The 17,674-nt window shown below is 47.2% G+C and carries 16 protein-coding genes; 9 read left to right on the forward strand and 7 right to left on the reverse strand.

Annotated elements, in window-relative coordinates; all coding sequences use genetic code 11:
* The first annotated feature begins 2 nt into the window (after positions 1-2).
* Both rodA and B5D42_RS09740 read left to right on the forward strand, forming a co-directional pair.
* A complete protein-coding gene (gene rodA / locus B5D42_RS09735; RefSeq protein WP_078831285.1) occupies positions 3-1,346 on the forward strand; it encodes a rod shape-determining protein RodA in 1,344 nt (447 codons plus the stop codon).
* Between the two features lie 30 nt (positions 1,347-1,376).
* Positions 1,377-2,129: an MBL fold metallo-hydrolase gene (locus B5D42_RS09740; protein WP_078831286.1), complete on the forward strand. Its 753-nt coding sequence runs from the start codon at positions 1,377-1,379 to the stop codon at positions 2,127-2,129.
* A 5-nt stretch (positions 2,130-2,134) separates the two neighbouring features.
* Here B5D42_RS09740 and B5D42_RS09745 read toward each other — a convergent pair whose 3' ends face one another.
* The 3 genes from B5D42_RS09745 to B5D42_RS09755 are packed head-to-tail and all read right to left on the reverse strand — an operon-like array spanning position 2,135 to position 3,860.
* A complete protein-coding gene (locus tag B5D42_RS09745) occupies positions 2,135-2,545 on the reverse strand; it encodes a hypothetical protein (RefSeq protein ID WP_078831287.1) in 411 nt (136 codons plus the stop codon).
* Between the two features lies 1 nt (position 2,546).
* Positions 2,547-3,278: a hypothetical protein gene (locus tag B5D42_RS09750; protein WP_078831288.1), complete on the reverse strand. Its 732-nt coding sequence runs from the start codon at positions 3,276-3,278 to the stop codon at positions 2,547-2,549.
* A 36-nt stretch (positions 3,279-3,314) separates the two neighbouring features.
* A complete protein-coding gene (locus B5D42_RS09755) occupies positions 3,315-3,860 on the reverse strand; it encodes an RNA polymerase sigma factor (protein WP_078831289.1) in 546 nt (181 codons plus the stop codon).
* A gap of 186 nt (positions 3,861-4,046) precedes the next feature.
* Between B5D42_RS09755 and B5D42_RS09760 the strand changes: the two genes are divergently transcribed.
* The gene (locus tag B5D42_RS09760; RefSeq protein WP_078831290.1) at positions 4,047-6,629 is read left to right on the forward strand and encodes a phosphoenolpyruvate carboxylase; all 2,583 of its coding nucleotides are present in this window, start codon (positions 4,047-4,049) and stop codon (positions 6,627-6,629) included.
* A gap of 17 nt (positions 6,630-6,646) precedes the next feature.
* On the opposite strand, the gene B5D42_RS09765 is transcribed toward B5D42_RS09760, so the two are convergent.
* Entirely contained in the window at positions 6,647-7,246 is a 600-nt protein-coding gene (locus B5D42_RS09765; RefSeq protein ID WP_078831291.1) for a DNA-3-methyladenine glycosylase family protein, read from the reverse strand.
* Positions 7,247-7,325: 79 nt separating this feature from the next.
* Between B5D42_RS09765 and mnmC2 the strand changes: the two genes are divergently transcribed.
* Both mnmC2 and B5D42_RS09775 read left to right on the forward strand, forming a co-directional pair.
* Positions 7,326-7,982, forward strand: coding sequence for a tRNA (5-methylaminomethyl-2-thiouridine)(34)-methyltransferase MnmC2 (mnmC2, locus tag B5D42_RS09770; protein WP_078831292.1), 657 nt, complete (start codon positions 7,326-7,328; stop codon positions 7,980-7,982).
* A gap of 12 nt (positions 7,983-7,994) precedes the next feature.
* Complete coding sequence (locus tag B5D42_RS09775; protein WP_078831293.1) at positions 7,995-8,423, forward strand: YybH family protein; 429 nt, start codon at positions 7,995-7,997, stop codon at positions 8,421-8,423.
* A gap of 1 nt (position 8,424) precedes the next feature.
* On the opposite strand, the gene B5D42_RS09780 is transcribed toward B5D42_RS09775, so the two are convergent.
* Together B5D42_RS09780 and B5D42_RS09785 are read right to left on the reverse strand one after the other, a co-directional pair.
* Positions 8,425-8,634, reverse strand: coding sequence for a hypothetical protein (locus B5D42_RS09780; protein WP_139367083.1), 210 nt, complete (start codon positions 8,632-8,634; stop codon positions 8,425-8,427).
* Positions 8,635-8,698: 64 nt separating this feature from the next.
* Positions 8,699-9,670 (reverse strand): M23 family metallopeptidase, encoded by a 972-nt coding sequence (locus tag B5D42_RS09785; RefSeq protein WP_078831295.1) that lies wholly within the window; start codon positions 9,668-9,670, stop codon positions 8,699-8,701.
* 167 nt (positions 9,671-9,837) lie between these two features.
* Between B5D42_RS09785 and alaS the strand changes: the two genes are divergently transcribed.
* The 4 genes from alaS (at position 9,838) to B5D42_RS09805 (ending at position 16,858) form a co-directional block, all read left to right on the forward strand.
* Positions 9,838-12,465 carry an alanine--tRNA ligase gene (gene alaS, locus B5D42_RS09790; protein ID WP_217698806.1) on the forward strand — a complete coding sequence of 876 codons (2,628 nt, stop codon included), beginning with the start codon at positions 9,838-9,840 and terminating at the stop codon, positions 12,463-12,465.
* 171 nt (positions 12,466-12,636) lie between these two features.
* A complete protein-coding gene (locus B5D42_RS09795) occupies positions 12,637-13,602 on the forward strand; it encodes a PDZ domain-containing protein (protein ID WP_139367084.1) in 966 nt (321 codons plus the stop codon).
* A 646-nt stretch (positions 13,603-14,248) separates the two neighbouring features.
* Positions 14,249-15,694 (forward strand): Asp-tRNA(Asn)/Glu-tRNA(Gln) amidotransferase subunit GatB, encoded by a 1,446-nt coding sequence (gene gatB, locus B5D42_RS09800; protein ID WP_078831333.1) that lies wholly within the window; start codon positions 14,249-14,251, stop codon positions 15,692-15,694.
* A 30-nt stretch (positions 15,695-15,724) separates the two neighbouring features.
* Entirely contained in the window at positions 15,725-16,858 is a 1,134-nt protein-coding gene (locus tag B5D42_RS09805) for a TlpA disulfide reductase family protein (RefSeq protein ID WP_176112962.1), read from the forward strand.
* 72 nt (positions 16,859-16,930) lie between these two features.
* Here the strand turns inward: B5D42_RS09805 and B5D42_RS09810 are convergent, their stop codons facing one another.
* Entirely contained in the window at positions 16,931-17,626 is a 696-nt protein-coding gene (locus B5D42_RS09810) for an SH2 domain-containing protein (protein WP_139367085.1), read from the reverse strand.
* Between the last annotated feature and the right edge of the window lie 48 nt (positions 17,627-17,674).

Raw genomic sequence — 17,674 nt, forward strand, 5'->3', positions numbered from 1 at the left:
TTATGAGCAGAAACGAACGTAACATATCGAGCGGTGTAGACTTTACCATTATCTGGTTGTATGCGATACTGGTAAGCGTGGGCATTCTCTGCATATTCATGGTAGAGTACCGGGCAGATACCAACTGGCTGCAATCTTTCCTTGGTGGCAAAACCAACTACAGCAAGCAACTGATCTTTGCAGGCGTATGTGCAGTGGTGGCCACTTTTATATTATTGACCGACAGTAAACTGTTCACTGCATTTGCCAATCTCATGTATGCGTTTGGTATACTGCTGATGCTGGCCACATTTGTGCTGGGTAAAAATATCAATGGCTCTAAAAGCTGGATCCCGCTGGGGGGCGGCTTCAACCTGCAGCCTGCGGAGCTTTGTAAAATATTTACCGCGCTGGCATTGGCCAAGTTCCTGTCGAGGCAGGAAGTGGATTTCAGCAGACTGCGTTCGCAGCTGATTGCCGGGGCGATAACCATGGCACCGGCAGTATTATCGATCCTGCAGCATGAGCTGGGCCTGGCGCTGGTTTATTCTTCCTTCCTGATTGCCATGTACCGCGAAGGATTACCGGCACAGATCCTCATCATCGGGTCATCATTCGCGATCCTTGTGGTAGCAACCCTGATCCTGGAACCGAATATACTCGCTGTGATCCTTACAGTGATCGCTGCGGTGATCATATTCCTGCTGCGCAGACAGGTGAAACGCAATAAAGGCTTGCTGACCCTGATCATCGGGATCTGGTTGCTGTGCGTAGGCGTACAGCGTTTTGTAGTGCCTTATATTTTCAACAACGTTCTCGAATGCTACCAGAGCACGCGGATCTACAGCATGGTGGGTAAAGAGTATGATTGCAGTGAGAACGTAAAAGCCCGGAAAAAAAGCGCCAGTGAAAAGCCGGTAAGAAAACCGGATGATTATAACGTACGTCAGAGCAAGATCGCGATCGGTTCCGGCGGACTGCTCGGACGGGGCTTCCTGAAAGGAACGCAGACAAGGGGTAAATATGTGCCGGAGCAGCATACCGACTTTATCTTTACCTCACTTGGTGAAGCTTTTGGTTTTACCGGCTGTGTTATCTTCCTGCTGATCTATCTTTTCCTGTTGTACCGGATCGTTAAGATCGCAGAACGGCAGCGAAGTGTTTTCAGCAGGGTGTATGCATATAGTGTTGCCAGCATCCTGTTCTTTCATATTGCAGTGAACGTGAGCATGACCATCGGTCTGTTCCCTATTGTAGGTATCCCGCTTCCGCTGATCAGTTACGGGGGTTCATCGCTGCTTACATTTACAGTGCTGATATTTATCATGCTGAAACTCGATTCAGACAGGCAGATGGTTTTAAGATAGTACCTTTATTCTTCCACCAGTATTAACCGCATGAAGATCATACCGCTTTCAGAAGGAGCATTCACCATCGATAAAACAAAAGTGTTCGTTCCTTTCGATACCGAAAAAGAAGAGTTGAACAGCAGACCCACCGGCAGCCTGCTGGTGGAGATACAGCCATTTGTAATTGTGACCGATACAGATATCATATTGCTGGATACCGGCCTTGGGTATAACGACGCCGACGGAAAGCCCCAGCTGCATAATAACCTGCTGAAAGCCGGTATCAATCCTTCGCAGGTTACCAGGGTATTGATGAGCCATCTGCATAAGGACCATTCCGGCGGTATTACGGTGAAAGATGAATTTTCGCAGAACCGCTTCATCGGTTTTCCCTATGCCACCTATTATGTACAGAAACGTGAGTTTGAGTATGCGTTGCAGGAAGGAAATCCTGCCTCCTATCATCCTGAAGATTTCAGCATTCTGGCCGATTTCAGCCGCGTTGTATGGTTAACTGAGGATGAAGGCGAGATCGATGGCTTTATCCGTTACCAGCTCACCGGCGCACACAGCAAATTCCACCAGGTTTTCACGATCATGGATGGTGATAAGAAAATCTTCTTTGGCGGAGATGATGCACCGCAACTGCAACAGATGAAAAGCCGCTTCGTAGCGAAATACGATTACGACGGTAAAAAATGCATGGAATTACGGCAGCAATGGTGGGAAGAAGGTCAGCGCGATAACTGGACCTTTCTTTTCTATCACGACATCAAATCTCCGGTCTGGCCGGCACTTTAACCTGATCAGTTATTGCGTGGCTGTTGCTGACGTCTTGCTTCGGCACGCTGAGCCAGCTCTTTCTTGACAACCGCATTGAAATCACGGTCGATGGTAAGGGCTTTGTTGGCACGTTCTTCGGTACCTAATATCTTCTTGAACTCAGCTTTATATTTTTTTCGGAGGTTCAGAACTTTTTCTTCGAACACCAGTACGTCTACCGTTTTTTCTGTTTTGCGCAGATCTTTCAGCTCATCCGAATAATCGTAATACACAGGCCAGAATTTCTGGGCTTCATCGCTGTTCAGATCCAGCTGGCGTGTTACGAATGCGATCTTCAGTCCCTGCACATTAGCTCCGCCTCCGCCACCCGGCTGGGCAGCTGCACCGGCTGAGATGCCGGCAGCGATCAATAATAAATAAAAAAACTTTTTCATATCAGTCACTGTTGCGGGTCGCTTCATTAGACAATACAATATCAGAATTTTCTTCCAGGTATTCTTTCAGTTCGGAATCGGAATAAAGGCTGATATGTTTTTTCACATCCGGCAGTTCCTCATTACCGGAAACCTGTTCTGCAGTAGCCAGCGGCACCCGTTCATTGTTGCTAAGATAGTTAACCAATTCGGCATCGCTCATCTTATTTAAGGCTTCAGGGATATCGATACGGGTATATTTTTCATAATCGATCTGGCTGCCGGTATCATCGTCCGTAAAAAGGAATGCACCGGTAACCAGGATTCCGGAAACAACAGCCGCGGCTGCATAATGCATCCAGCGTCTCGTATTCCTCAAAGTGAAGATTTTAGCTTTAGGCTTTGCTGCATCCTGTTTCTGAACGGTAAGCTGGTCAAAATATCCGTACGGTACGGAAAAAGGCATTTTCCGGACCATTCCGGCCAGGATCGGGGCAATTTCTGCCAGTTCATCCTTCTTCTCTGCCAATCTTATTTTTGAGAGGATATTGCCTGCAAGACCTTCAAAATAGTGTTCAGGAACCTGGTAAGGAAGATCATGCGTCAGCAGGGAAGCCGAAATACGGCCGCCCACCAATGCCGGGAATGCTTCGAAATAGCCTTCCGGCACCTTATACAAGGTCTTTTTGCCGATCGCGGACAGAAATGGTCCGATATCGTCTGTTTCGCCTGCTATTAAATGATTGTCTTCCATTGATTGCTATTATTGACCCGGCTGGTTCCCGAAAGTTTAATAATTCCTGATAAACTCCTCAATTTTCCTGGCTGCGTGATGATAACTCGCCTTTAAAGCGCCTTCACTGGTATCGAGCACACGGCTCATTTCCTCATATGGCATTTCGTCGTAATATCGGAGATTGAAGACCATCCGCTGTTTTTCGGGCAGCTGCTGAATGGCCAGCTGGAGTTTCCATTCGAGTTTATTGGCATCGAAGCCGCTGTCGGCCTTTACCTTATTACTCAGGACCTCTTCCATATCGCCGAGGCTCACCATGCTTTTTTTCTTCTGCTGTTCCAGGAAAGTAAGGCATTCGTTGGTAGCAATGCGGTAAAGCCAGGTGTACAGCTGGCTGTCTTCCCGGAAATTTTCCAGCGCATTCCACACTTTAATGAATACGTTCTGCAGCACGTCGTTGGCATCTTCATGCTCTATCACCATCCGCCGCACATGCCAGTAGAGCTTTTCCTGGTATTTTTTGATGATTGCCTCAAAAGCACGCTCCCGCGTAGCGGTATCGCGGAATTGAAACAGTAATTCCTTATCGTCAGGGTGCATGCGGGTAGCTTTTATAAAATATTTTCAAATACCATTCCGGTAAAAACCGGATAAATGTAATTAACAAAACGATATTTCGCTCATACCGGGATTCTCAGCACCCAATTTAACACCTGCCCTGGCATATATTATGCAATCGAACAGGTATTCTGTAAAATGAATTAACTTGAGAGAGATTCTTTTCCTATGAGCGCATCTACCTATACCGATCATTTCAAGCGGAACGTAACGGATAAATATACCATCTACAACAGCCTTTTTGCTGCCCTGCCTTTTTCGGGTATTGCAAATGTGGGCGCTTTTCTTCCCATATTGCTGCAGGATTGTATCGACGGGTATAAAGCCGGCAAAAGCCCGATGGAGATCATCGACCAGTTCTTCGAAAAACGGACTACCCTTCTTTCGGAAGCAGATAAAATGGACCGGCTGTTCAAAAGTGTGCAATACATAGAACGCCAGGTGGTATTGTTCGATGCCATTGAAGACGCCGCTTTCGATTCTGTGAACAATGTTGAAGGGCCCGGAAGTCTGAAATGGCTGTATAATGAAGCCGCTTTCGCCGGCAAAACACAGGCACTGAAAAACAAGCTCCGCAGGTTCAGGGTAAGAGTAGTACTCACTGCGCACCCAACGCAGTTTTACCCGGGCAGTGTACTCGGCATCATCCATGATATGAGCGAAGCCATCAGCAAGAACGATTTTCATACCATCAATCTCTATATACAGCAACTGGGCATTACACCTTTCTTCAACAAGAAACAACCTACACCCTACGATGAAGCGCTGAACCTGATGTGGTACCTGGAGAACATTCTTTATTACTCCATCGGCAATATTTACAACTTTATCGTGCGCGATATTTTTGATGGCGATTTCGACAGTGCCAATCCTTTCATAGAACTGGGTTTCTGGCCCGGGGGCGACAGAGACGGCAATCCCTTTGTGAACGCGGCCACCACCATCAGGGTAGCAGAAGCATTACGCAGCGCCATCATTGTCTGCTATTACCGTGATGTACGGAAACTGAAGCGCAGACTTACTTTCAGCGGAGTGGACAGTATGATACACAACCTGGAGGAACGGCTTTACCAGAACGTATTTCAACCCAAAGAATGCAACCAGGTAACACACCAGGAATTGCTGCAGCAACTCGACGATATACGTAACCTGATCATTTCAAAACATCATTCACTTTTTCTCGGACGCCTCGACAGCCTGATCCATAAAGTAAAAATCTTCGGTACACATTTCGCATCGCTGGATATCAGGCAGGACAGCCGTATTCATGGTCACGTGCTGCAGCAGGTCAACACCGAGTTAAAAGCGAAATCACTGCACCCGGTATTGCCGGACAATTACGACAGCCTGTCTGAAACGGACAAGATCGGCATACTGACAGCATTACATGGTCGTATAGACCCGCTGCTTTTTGAAGATACCATCACGAAGGATACACTGGAAAGCATGTATGCCATCAGCACTATCCAGCAATTGAATGGCGAGCCCGGTTGTCACCGTTATATCATCAGCAACTGCCAGAGCGTGCTGAACATTATTGAAGTATACGCGTTGCTGCGGCTATGCGGCTGGGAAGAAGAAAAGATGACGATAGATATCATTCCGCTGTTTGAAACGATCGATGATCTGAAGGAAGCAGAACACATCATGGACCAGTTATACCAGCTTCCGTTCTACCGCACGCACCTGAAGAGAAGGAACCGCGAGCAGACGATCATGCTGGGCTTCAGCGATGGCACCAAAGATGGTGGTTACCTGCAGGCCAACTGGAGCATTTATACGGCCAAAGAAAACCTCACAGCCATATCGCGCAAACATAATATCAAAGCCAGGTTCTTCGATGGCCGCGGCGGCCCCCCTTCACGCGGAGGCGGCAAGACCAACCGCTTCTATGCTTCACTGGGTAACAATATCGAAAATGAAGAGATCCAGATCACCATACAGGGGCAGACCATTACTTCCAATTTCGGAACCATCCAGACATCGCAGTACAACCTGGAACAATTGCTGAGCGCAGGTGCGAGTAATGAATTGTTTGCAGACAGCAGGCCGCAGTTATCCCTGCACGACCGATTCCTGCTGGATGAGCTGGGTCGTATCAGTTACGAATCTTACCAGGCATTTAAAAAACATCCCAAATTCCTTGCTTACCTGCAGCAGTTCAGTCCGCTCAACTATTACAGTAAAAGCAATATTGCGAGCCGGCCCGCTAAAAGAGGCGGCAGCGGCGGTCTGCGTTTTGAAGATCTGAGGGCAGTACCGTTTGTAGGCAGCTGGAGCCAGCTGAAGCAGAATGTGCCGGGCTATTTTGGTGTGGGCACAGCGCTGAAACAGATGAAGGAAAAGGGTTTGTGGGATGATGTAAAAGCCATGTTCCGCAACGTACCGTTCTTTAAAACGCTGATCGATAACAGCATGATGAGTATGCTGAAATCATCTTTTGCATTAACACAATATATCCGCAACGACCAGGAATACGGTGAGATCTGGCAGCTCATCAAAGACGAGTTCGATCTCTCCTGTAATATGGTACTGGAACTGGCGGGAACAGCTTCTTTAATGGAAGATGACAAGACCGGCAAAGCATCTATCCAGATGCGCGACAATATTGTGCTGCCTTTGCTTACGATCCAGCAATACGCACTCCATAATTTGCATGCAAGCGATGATGACGAGCGAAAAGCGATCTATGAAAAACTGGTAACCCGGAGCATGTTCGGTATCATCAATGCCGCGAGGAATTCTGCGTAATACATTTTGGATAATCATCAGCCTTCATCTTTCCAGCCCCAGAGATGCAGGCAGGCATAAGTTCTGTAGGGTGACCAGCGGGCAGACAATTTCAGCATCTTTTCCCTGAGTTCTTTTTTATTCAGGGCATCGAGTTTGTAGATCCTGGTCATGGCCTGCTGAATACCGAGATCATCAACCGCAAATACATCTTCCCTTCCGAGGGAGAACATCAGCAGCATTTCAACGGTCCAGCGGCCTACGCCCTTGATCTGGGTGAGCAATGCAATGATGTCTTCGTTATCCAAGGTCAGGAGTTTCCTGTCGGTGATCTTATGTTCCGTACAGAATGCAGCTACATTGTGGATATAGCTCACTTTGGCATTGCTGAGTCCGATGGCACGTAATGTTTCAGTAGGAGTTGCCAGTACATCCGCCGGTTTCGGTTCTTTACCACCATAAAGATCGAGGAAACGATGATAGATCACTCTGGCAACTTTGGTACTGAGCTGCTGGCTCATGATGCTGGCCATTAAACGCAGCGGGATATTTTTCCTGAGTTTCAGTTCATGTATGGTATCGCCGATGATAGCGGCGAATTTCCTGTCTTTCTGCAGGTGAGAGATATATTCGGCCATGGCTGTTGATTCTGTATGTTATCACAAGCTACATTTTTATCAGTAGAACTGGAATACCTTTACAGTACAACAGTAAAAGATGCAGCGCGAACTACTGATCACCGCAGATGGCTCACATACCATCGCCGTACCGGAACTGCAGGCCACCTATCACAGCAGGCATGGAGCGATAGCTGAAAGCATGCATGTATTCATCGGGGCAGGACTTTACCAGCTACCTTCCGTACAGCCCTTGCGTATTCTTGAGATTGGTTTCGGCACAGGTTTGAATGCATTGCTCACCTTAAGACATGCGCAGGACCGGCAACAGGAGATCAGCTATCACAGCCTCGAACCGTTTCCGCTAACTGACGCAGAAGTGCAGCAGCTCAATCACGGCGAATCAACAGCTATGCAGCAGGAGTATGAAGCGATCCACCGGGCGGCATTTGATCAACCTGTTATCATTCATCCTTTTTTTACACTGCACAAACACAAAATCAGCCTTGAGACGTTTGATACTACAGCGCAGTTCCACTGTATTTATTTTGATGCATTTGCACCCGAAACCCAGCCGGAACTATGGACAAAAGCTATCTTTGAGAAGCTACACCGTATGATGTTTCCGGGTGGCCTGCTCCTGACTTATTGCAGTAAGAGCATCGTACGAAAAGCGATGCAGGAAGCGGGCTGGCTGGTAAAAAAAATCCCCGGGCCGCATGGCAAAAGGGAAATGGTACGGGCTTATGCATCCTGACAAAACCCGCATATGAAAATAAAGATCATCCTCTTACTGTTATTAATCTCCTGCAGCCTGGCAGCGATATCGCAAACAACCGCCGAAACCGAGATCAGGCAATTACTCCAGACGCAGACAGCAGCCTGGAACCGAGGCGATCTTGCAGGTTTCATGAATGGTTACTGGCAGAGCGACAGCCTCCTGTTTGTGGGGAAAAGCGGGCCAACCTATGGGTATAATAAAACGCTGAACAATTACCGTAAAAGTTATCCGGATACAACAGCAATGGGCAAGCTTCGTTTCGATATCATCAAGATCGAACGTTTATCGGAAGACACACATTTTGTACTGGGAAAATGGCATCTGCAGCGGACCATCGGTAACCTGGAAGGACATTTCACCCTGCTGTTCAAAAAATTAAATGGCAAATGGGTGATCATTGCAGACCATAGCAGCTAAATCAGTATTCATCAAATTTGATCGGCTTTCTCCATAACCTGAAAACATACCAGAGATAGGCAGCCAGGCTTATTACGAACCAGATATAGAAAAGGATATTGACCGTGCGCACATGATCATGTATAAAAGCAAGATCGTACATGATCCCTGCTGTGGAATTGATCGCCATCCATAATAATCCTACGGACAGTGTGTTTAAAATGCGGATCATATATTCTTTAACGCCCGGTTCCATCAGCTGACTGCAGCGTGGGTGGCTGCTATACAAATTTACGTTAATCGAAGCTCTGGTTGCTCGCCGCAGCCATTTTTAATATCCTGTCGAACTGGGCAGGTGTAAGATCGTTGTAGAAATAATAGATCGGGTCTACGGGCACCCCGTTCTTGTGCACTTCGTAATGACAATGCGGACCGGTACTTTTTCCTGTATTTCCCACATAACCAATTACTTCGCCTCGCTTTACCGTTTGCCCTACCCTTGCCTTTATCCGGTACATATGGCCATACAGGGTTTCATAACCATAACCATGGCGGATCACCACGCGGTTACCGTAACCACCGGTATTGAAGCCTGCATCGGAAACTCTTCCGTCTGCCGTAGCATAAATAGGCGTACCCTGCGGTGCAGTGAAATCGAGGCCCAGGTGAGCGCGTCGTTCTTTATAAATAGGATCGATCCGGTAACCGAAACCGGAAGCGATACGGTTCAGGTTTTTGTTGCTGACCGGTTGAATAGCGGGGATGGCTGCAAGCAATTTTTCCTTGTTTTTGACCATATCGGTGATCTCCACAAAGGATTTTTCCTGGTAAGCCGCACGTAAAGCCAGTGTATTCAGCTGACTGGCCATGCTTCTGATCAGCTCTGTTTCGCCCATTGCCTGCACCAGCTGCACTTCCTTGTTCTTTTCCATGGCTTTTACCCTCGCGCTGTCGGGGATCGGCTCCGCTTCGAAAATAGAACGGTAAACGGTATTGTCGCGGTTTTCGATCTCGTCCATCTGCATTTCCAGCTGCCTGATCCGTTCTTCCATAACGGTATAGTTCAGCTTCATATCGTCGTTCTGCTGGCGAAGCAGTTTTTCCTTCGGGGAATCGATATACCTGAAAGTAATGGCGAAGATGATCAGCCCGGTAACGATCGATGCTGCTATGAAGCCGAATACCCTTAATAACCTGACACGCAGGGGCAATTCCAGTTTTTCGTACCGGAGCGTGTGAGTGTTATAATAGTATTTTACCTTCTTCATATCGGGGGGTGCAGGGGCCTTTGATAAAGCTGATCTTAAGCGTTTATACTACTTTATACCCGCCGCTACGGGCGATTCACGCCTCAAATCCTTACCTTTGAGCCCCTTGAAAAGAGGTCAAAGATAGTTTCAAAGCAACTAAATTTTTGTTTAAAATTTTAACCCTGATGATGACGAGTGCCGAGATCCGAAAGCAGTTCCTGGATTTTTTTGCGTCCAAAAAGCACCAGATCGTAGCTTCTGCACCCATAGTAGTAAAGAACGACCCTACCCTTTTGTTCACCAATGCGGGTATGAACCAGTTCAAGGATTATTTCCTCGGCAACAAAAAACCGGAATCCACAAGGGTTGCAGATACCCAGAAATGCCTGCGTGTAAGCGGTAAACATAACGATCTGGAAGAAGTTGGCGTAGATACCTACCACCATACCATGTTTGAAATGCTCGGCAACTGGAGCTTCGGCGATTATTTCAAGAAAGAAGCCATTGCCTGGAGCTGGGAACTGCTCACCGAAGTATACAAGCTCGACAAAGACCGTTTATACGTAACCATTTTTGAAGGCGACGCAAAAGAGAACCTTCCCAAAGACGAGGAAGCCTACAACGAATGGAAAAAATACATTGCCGAAGACCGCATTCTTTCCGGCAACAAAAAAGATAATTTCTGGGAAATGGGCGATACCGGCCCCTGCGGCCCCTGTACAGAGATCCATGTGGATTGCAGAACAGATGAAGAACGCCGCGCAACAGACGGTAAAACACTGGTGAACAACGATCATCCGCAGGTGATCGAAATCTGGAACAATGTATTCATGCAGTTTAACCGTTTGAAAGACGGCAGCCTGCAGCCGCTGCCTGCACAGCACGTAGATACAGGTATGGGCTTTGAACGTCTGGTGCGTGTGATCCAGGGTAAACAAAGCAATTACGATACGGATGTTTTTACCGGAACGATAAAAGTTACCGAGGAGATCACAGGTAAAAAATATGGCTACAGCGACAGCAGGCAGGACATTGCATTCAGGGTTCTGGCCGATCATATCCGTGCCATTTCATTTACCATTGCCGATGGCCAGCTGCCATCCAATACGGGAGCGGGTTATGTGATCAGGCGGATCCTTCGCCGTGCCGTGCGTTATTATTATTCTTACCTCGATTACAAGCAGCCTTTGTTATTCCAGCTGCTGCCCGTGATTGCAGAACAGTTTGCAGACGTATTCCCGGAGTTGCAGCAACAGGTAGCTTTTGTAAGCAAAGTGATCAGGGAAGAAGAAGAAGCTTTCCTCCGCACATTGGAAAAAGGACTGAAACGTATTGACGATCTCGTTACCGCTGCAGGCAAAAGCGAGGAAAAACAGATCGGAGGCAAAGCGGCATTCGAACTGTTCGATACATTCGGTTTCCCGATCGATCTCACCAGGCTGATCGCATCAGAGAATGCGCTCGAAGTGGATGAACCGGGTTTCGAAGCGGAAATGCAGCAGCAGAAAAACCGCAGCCGTGCGGCAACAGCCGTGGATACGGAAGACTGGGTGGTGCTGAAAGAGCATGGCATGTCTGAATTTGTAGGTTACGATACGCTGGAGATCAACAGCAAAGTGACACGTTACCGTAAAGTAAAAGCCAAAGGAAAAGAGCTGGTACAACTGGTACTGGAAGCCACTCCTTTTTATGCCGAAAGCGGCGGACAAACCGGCGATACCGGGATACTGAGTTTCGACGGCGAGCTGGTAGAAGTGATCGATACACGTAAAGAGAACAACCTCACCATTCATCTTGCAGAAAAATTACCCGTGAATATTACTGCGGTGGTGAATGCAGCGGTGAACAGGGAGAAAAGACATACCATCACATCACACCACAGCGCAACGCATCTTTTGCATGCAGCACTCCGTAAAGTGATCGGAACACATGTGGCGCAAAAAGGAAGCCTTGTGAATGCAGAGCACCTGCGCTTCGATTTCTCTCATTTTGCAAAAGTGACGGAAGAAGAAATAGCACAGGTAGAAGCGATCGTGAATGAAAAGATCAGGGCCAACATTCCCGTGCATATCAAAGAAATGAATAAGGATGAAGCAGTGCAGATGGGTGCGATGGCATTGTTCGGTGAGAAATACGGTGATATCGTTCGCGTTGTGATCATGGATCCTGCTTATTCGGTTGAGCTTTGCGGCGGAACGCATGTAGGTTTTACCGGAGAACTCGGTCTCTTCAAGATCAAACACGAAAGTGCGGTGGCCGCAGGTGTAAGACGGATTGAAGCCGTATGCGGAACTATAGCAGCAACCTGGGTGAACGAACAGCTCGGACAGCTGAACCAGGTTCGTGAATTACTGAAACACCCCAAAGAGCTGATCAAAGCAACAGAAGTGCTGGTAACAGAAAACAGTGACCTGCGTAAAAAAATAGAAAGCCTCGAAGCAAAGCAACTGGTTGCGATTAAGCAGGAATTGCTGAAGCAGGTGGAAACTGTCAACGGCAGCAATTTTATCGGCGCACAGGTTGAAGTAAGCAATGCCGACGGTCTGAAAAAACTTTGTTTCGAACTGAAGAATGAACTTGATAATTATCTCGTGGTATTAACAGCCAATATAGAAGGCAAAGCCCATGTGGCAGTCCTGATCGATGAACAACTGGCAGCAGCAAAATCGCTGGAAGCACCGAAGATCATCAAAGAGCATATTGCAGGCCTGATCAAAGGCGGCGGCGGCGGACAGAAAACGCTCGCTACTGCAGGCGGTCAGGATGCCAGCAATCTTGGGCAGGTAACAGAACGTGTGAAAGCGCTGCTCTAGACATTTCCCGGCTTAATCATTTGAAAACCAGTATAAACGTAAGTTCCCGTTTATACTGGTTTTTTTGTTCCTTCTGCCATTGCATTTTTAACATTTCCGAAACTATTCGTATTTGATCAATCTTATTATATTTGATCTACAATCTTTTTCGTACTTCTAAATTTTCATGTTTTGCTGGTTAGAAAGATCGCGGTTTATATGCTGTCCGTTGTAATAGCCGGAACAGCTGCTGCACAAACAAAAGAAAACATCGGAAAGCCTAAAAAGGAAGCAGAGGAAACGCTTGCCCCGAAGCGGAAAGAATACAAAGAACAATTTAAGATTATTATAGACAGTAACAGGATCACTGTAAATGGCAAAGACATCGACGAACTGCAGGACAGGGAACTGGATGAACCGGGCAAAAGAAGAATGCTCGCCTTCTCTCCCCGCCTGCGTGAAATGATGCGTTTACGCGGCAATCAAAACCTGTTTTTACCAGACCTGGACGGCGTTTCCGCAAATAAAGCTGTGCTTGGTGTTGTAAGTGAAAAAGCAGAGGGGGGTGCGAAGATCGTTTCAGTAACGAAAGAAAGTCCTGCCGAAAAAGCCGGTCTGCAGAAAGATGACATCATCACTAAAATAGATGATGCAAAAGTAGAAGACAGCGAAGGACTTTATAACCTCATCGGAAAATATAAGCCGAAAGATAAGGTGAGCATCACCTACCTCAGAAACGGTAAACAGGCTATGGCATCAGCAGTGCTGGATGAGAATAATAGCGGTCTCGGCTTCAACCTGGGAAACAATCTGAACCGCGATTTCAATTTTAATATACCCATGCCGCGTGGCAATGATTTCACCTTCAACATGAGCCGCAAACCCAGGCTGGGCATGCAGGTACAGGATCTTGAAACCAGCAAAGGAGTAAAAGTGCTGGAAGTGAATGATGAAACACCAGCCTCAAAAGCCGGTTTACAGAAAGGCGATATCATTACTGCCGTTGGCGATAAGAAAATAGGCTCGGTTGACGAACTGAAAGAAAAGATCAGCAGGCTTCAGGAAGGTGATACTGTGAAACTGGATATCGAACGCAATGGAAAAGCGCAATCGGTACAGGTAAAATTACCGAAGAAGCTTAAGACGGCTGATTTGTAAAGTAAGGTATGTGTGCGGCCGTGATGGTGAGTGAAGAGGACTATCTACTCAGTACGTTGCCGATCAGGCGATCAGAGGTGTTCGGAAGAATTTAATAATTTATCAGTCTTTGCAGAGACGCCTTTGGGGTGCGGACGGAGACAGTAAAATCGTTACGATCAACTGACATCCAAAAGACCATACCAGTCTTTGCAGAGGCGCCTCTTTGGGTTCGGTGCCCAGCGCAGCGCAGGCAATTGAAATGATACGCAACACATTTCGATAGAGGCCAAAGAAGCGCTGGCGCAAAGACGAGGCCCAGCGGCCTGAGCGACACAGATGATGGCACCTGCCTGAAGGTTGGAATTTATAAGGAGTTTCAGAAATGGCAGATGCGTGCTGCGCTGAGTCCCCTTCGGGAGACATCAGCGAGAGAGAATATCTTCCGAACATCTGTGCCCAGGCGACCAACAACGGCATTATGTCATTGCCGGTCGCCCGACCGGCAACAAGCTCACGGTGAAACATAGTAAAAGTCTTTTATTTCTCATGTTGTATAGAAACCGCGCTATTCCTGGCGCGGTTTCAGTTTTTACCAGCCATCCTGCCGGCAATGGCAGTTAATGAATTAATGGATACTTTTGAGGCTTGTAACCGGTTTCTCTTTATGACAAAAGAACTCTATTCCAAATATGAAGCGGTGATCGGCCTTGAGATCCACGCACAGCTCGCCACAGAAAGTAAACTGTTCTGCGGCGACAGCACGGCTTTCGGTGCAGAACCCAATACACATGTAAGTCCTGTTACGCTGGGCCATCCCGGCACACTCCCGGTTACGAACAGGAAAGCTGTGGATTATGCCATCAGGCTCGGGCTTGCCTGTGATTGTACCATTGAGCAGCACAATTATTTTGCCCGTAAGAACTACTTCTACCCTGATCTTCCGAAAGGATACCAGGTATCACAACATACCACTCCTATCTGTAAAGGTGGCCATGTAGCGATTAAAACCGCTGATGGAGAAAAGCTGGTACAGCTGAACCGCATACATATGGAAGAAGATGCAGGTAAAAGCATTCACGACCTCGATGACAATAACAGCTGCATTGATCTCAACCGTGCAGGAACTCCTCTTGTAGAGATCGTTACAGAACCTGATCTGCATTCTGCTGAGGAAGCCTGGCAATATGTAACAGAAATACGCAAACTTGTCCGCTGGCTGGAAATCTGTGATGGCAATATGGAAGAGGGCAGCCTGCGCTGCGATGCCAACGTTTCCATTCGCCTGCGCGGTGAAACAAAGCTGGGCACAAAAGTGGAGGTGAAAAACCTGAACTCTATCCGGAATGTTAAGAAAGCGATCGAATTTGAAATAGACAGGATGATCGGTTTGGTGGAAGCAGGTGAAAGCATCCGTCAGCAGACCCGTAGTTTTGATGCCGCAACAGATACCACATTTGCCATCCGTGATAAGGAAGAAGCGAATGATTATCGTTATTTCCCTGATCCTGACCTCGCTCCGTTTCATCTTACGGCCGCATTCATAGAAGATATCCGGAAGGATTTGCCCGCACTTCCGCAGGCACTTGCCAAAAAATTCCGTTCAGAATACCTGTTGAGTGAATATGACAGCAGTCAGCTCAGCGATGAAAAAACAACAGCGGCCTATTTTGAATCGGTGGTTGAACATACCCCACATTACAAAGCTGCCGCCAACTGGATCTTGGGGCCAGTAAAACAATACAGGAATGAAGCAGGTGAAGCTGTTTCACTACCTGATCCTGCTTTGATCGCAGCATTGATCGCACTTGTTGAAGAGGGAAAACTTAGTTTTTCAGTGGCTTCTTCCAAAATATTCCCGGCACTGATCGCTTCGGAGAAACATCCGCTGCAGCTGGCTGAAGAAATGAACCTGCTGCAGGTAAGCAACAGCGATGATCTGAACCAATGGGTTGCCGCTGCCCTGAATGCTATGCCTGAAAAAGTAGCTGAATATAAAAAAGGTAAAAAAGGATTGATCGGGCTTTTTGTGGGCGAAGTAAAAAAACTGAGTAAGGGCAAAGCTGATCCCAAACTTGTAACCCAACTGCTCGAAGAACAGCTGAAAGCATAAATACGTTTAATGAAAATTCAATTGATAAGAATGAAACAATTGTCCTACCTGCTTGCAGGAATGTTATTGCTCGGAGCCTGCAAACAAGGCGGTTCCGGTACTTTTACGGTAAGTGGTAAAATAACCAACGCCCCATCGCAACGCGTCATGCTGCAGGAGCTGCCTTTCGGCGGCGAACAGCCTGTTGTACTGGATTCTGCAACATTGCAGAAAGACGGTTCCTTTGAACTGAAGGGAATGGCAAAAGAAGAATCACTGTACAGGCTGGTGGTAGAATCCGGTCCTGATGTGATCCTTGTAAATGATGGCAACAAGATCAATGTGGATATGGATGTGAATCATTACACCGCATACAAGGTAACAGGGTCTGTTGCCAGCGAAAGTATACATACGCTGATGAAAGATTACAGGAGCAGGGATTCCGCGCTCTATGTTACATTTCAGCAGCTGGACTCATTGCAGGGCATCAAAGCTCCGGACAGCGTTGTTGCCGTTCTCAATGCCCGCCGCGACGACCAGGTTAACGCACTCAATAAAATGGTAACCGCATTTATTGAACAGTCGCCAAGCCCTGCCGTACGTTATTACGCAATCGGGATGGGCGCGCGCACGCTTACGAAGGATGAAGTGATGAAACTGGTAACTGCATCTGCGGATAAATTCAAAGAGCATCAGGGACTTGCCAAAATCAAAGCGCTTTTATCTGCACAGGCGAAACAGCAGCCTGCGGCGCCCCAGCAATCGCCTTTACTGAACCAGCAGGCACCTGAGATCAACTTACCGGACACAGAAGAAAAACCATTTGCATTAAGCAGCCTGAAAGGTAAATATGTACTGGTTGATTTCTGGGCAAGCTGGTGCGGCCCATGCCGTGCTGAGAACCCGAATGTTGTAGCCGCTTTCAATAAATTCAAAGACAAAAACTTCACCATTCTGGGCGTATCACTGGATACAGATAAAGCCGCCTGGCTCGATGCCGTACGTGCTGATAAATTAAACTGGAAACAGATCAGCGATCTCAAGCAGTGGGAAAGCCCTGTTGTTCCGGCTTACGGCATTGAGGGCATTCCTTTCAATGTATTGCTCGATCCGCAGGGAAAGATCATCGCTACCGCTCTTCGCGGACCAGCGCTTGAAACAAAGCTGGCAGAAGTTTTGAAATAAAAATATCGGGTACTGAAAATAAAAGCGGCTGTTTCAGATTGAAACAGCCGCTTTTATTTTTTATCCTCTGCCTTAAAGTGTGTTATAAAAATTAATCACTTTAACCATTTCATCTTCTTTTTTCAGTTTGAATTTATTGCTGCTGATATAGGACGCAACCTGGTCACGCCTGTCTGCCAGTGCATTCAGCAGATCATCAGCAGATTTGCCCACTTTCACCATTCCTTTTGCAGGGCTGTATACATAGAATGTTTCATTACGCTGTAAAGTTAGCGTAGCAGCTGAGGGATTAAGGCCATTATTCTGCGTTGCGGTTTCTACAATCTGTATGTATTTTAAAAACTTGGTCTTACCATCGTCGAGCACCTGGTAGAACGAACCTTCATTCTGAACACCTATCGCCGGAAAACCAGATTCAAATACGGCATTACTTTTCTTGCCGTCACACTGACCGAATTCGATCTTTTTTACCATGAACGACGGCGTCAGTTCCGCATCTCCCCTTTTGAAGATCACCAGGTTTTCCTGCAGGTTCAGACGGGCCGGAATAGCAGCATAAGGTTTACCGTCTGCACCGTATAAGGTTGCACTGCAATAATCATCGTTATAATAAGGAGTGCCATCTACATTGGCTCTTGGCTTTGCTTTGTGTGGGCTTCCGTTCGCCTCAACCAGCAAGCTGGTATTGGAAGGCGTGGAAGTCTGCATCTGTGCGTTCATGCTAAGTGCGGCACACAGCATACATACGGAGAAAAATAGCTTCTTCATGGCATCATGTTTCTTTAAAGTTAGTTGATAATAGCTGTAAAACAAGGT

The organism is Sediminibacterium ginsengisoli (assembly GCF_900167075.1).
Taxonomy (GTDB): Bacteria; Bacteroidota; Bacteroidia; order Chitinophagales; family Chitinophagaceae; genus Sediminibacterium; species Sediminibacterium ginsengisoli.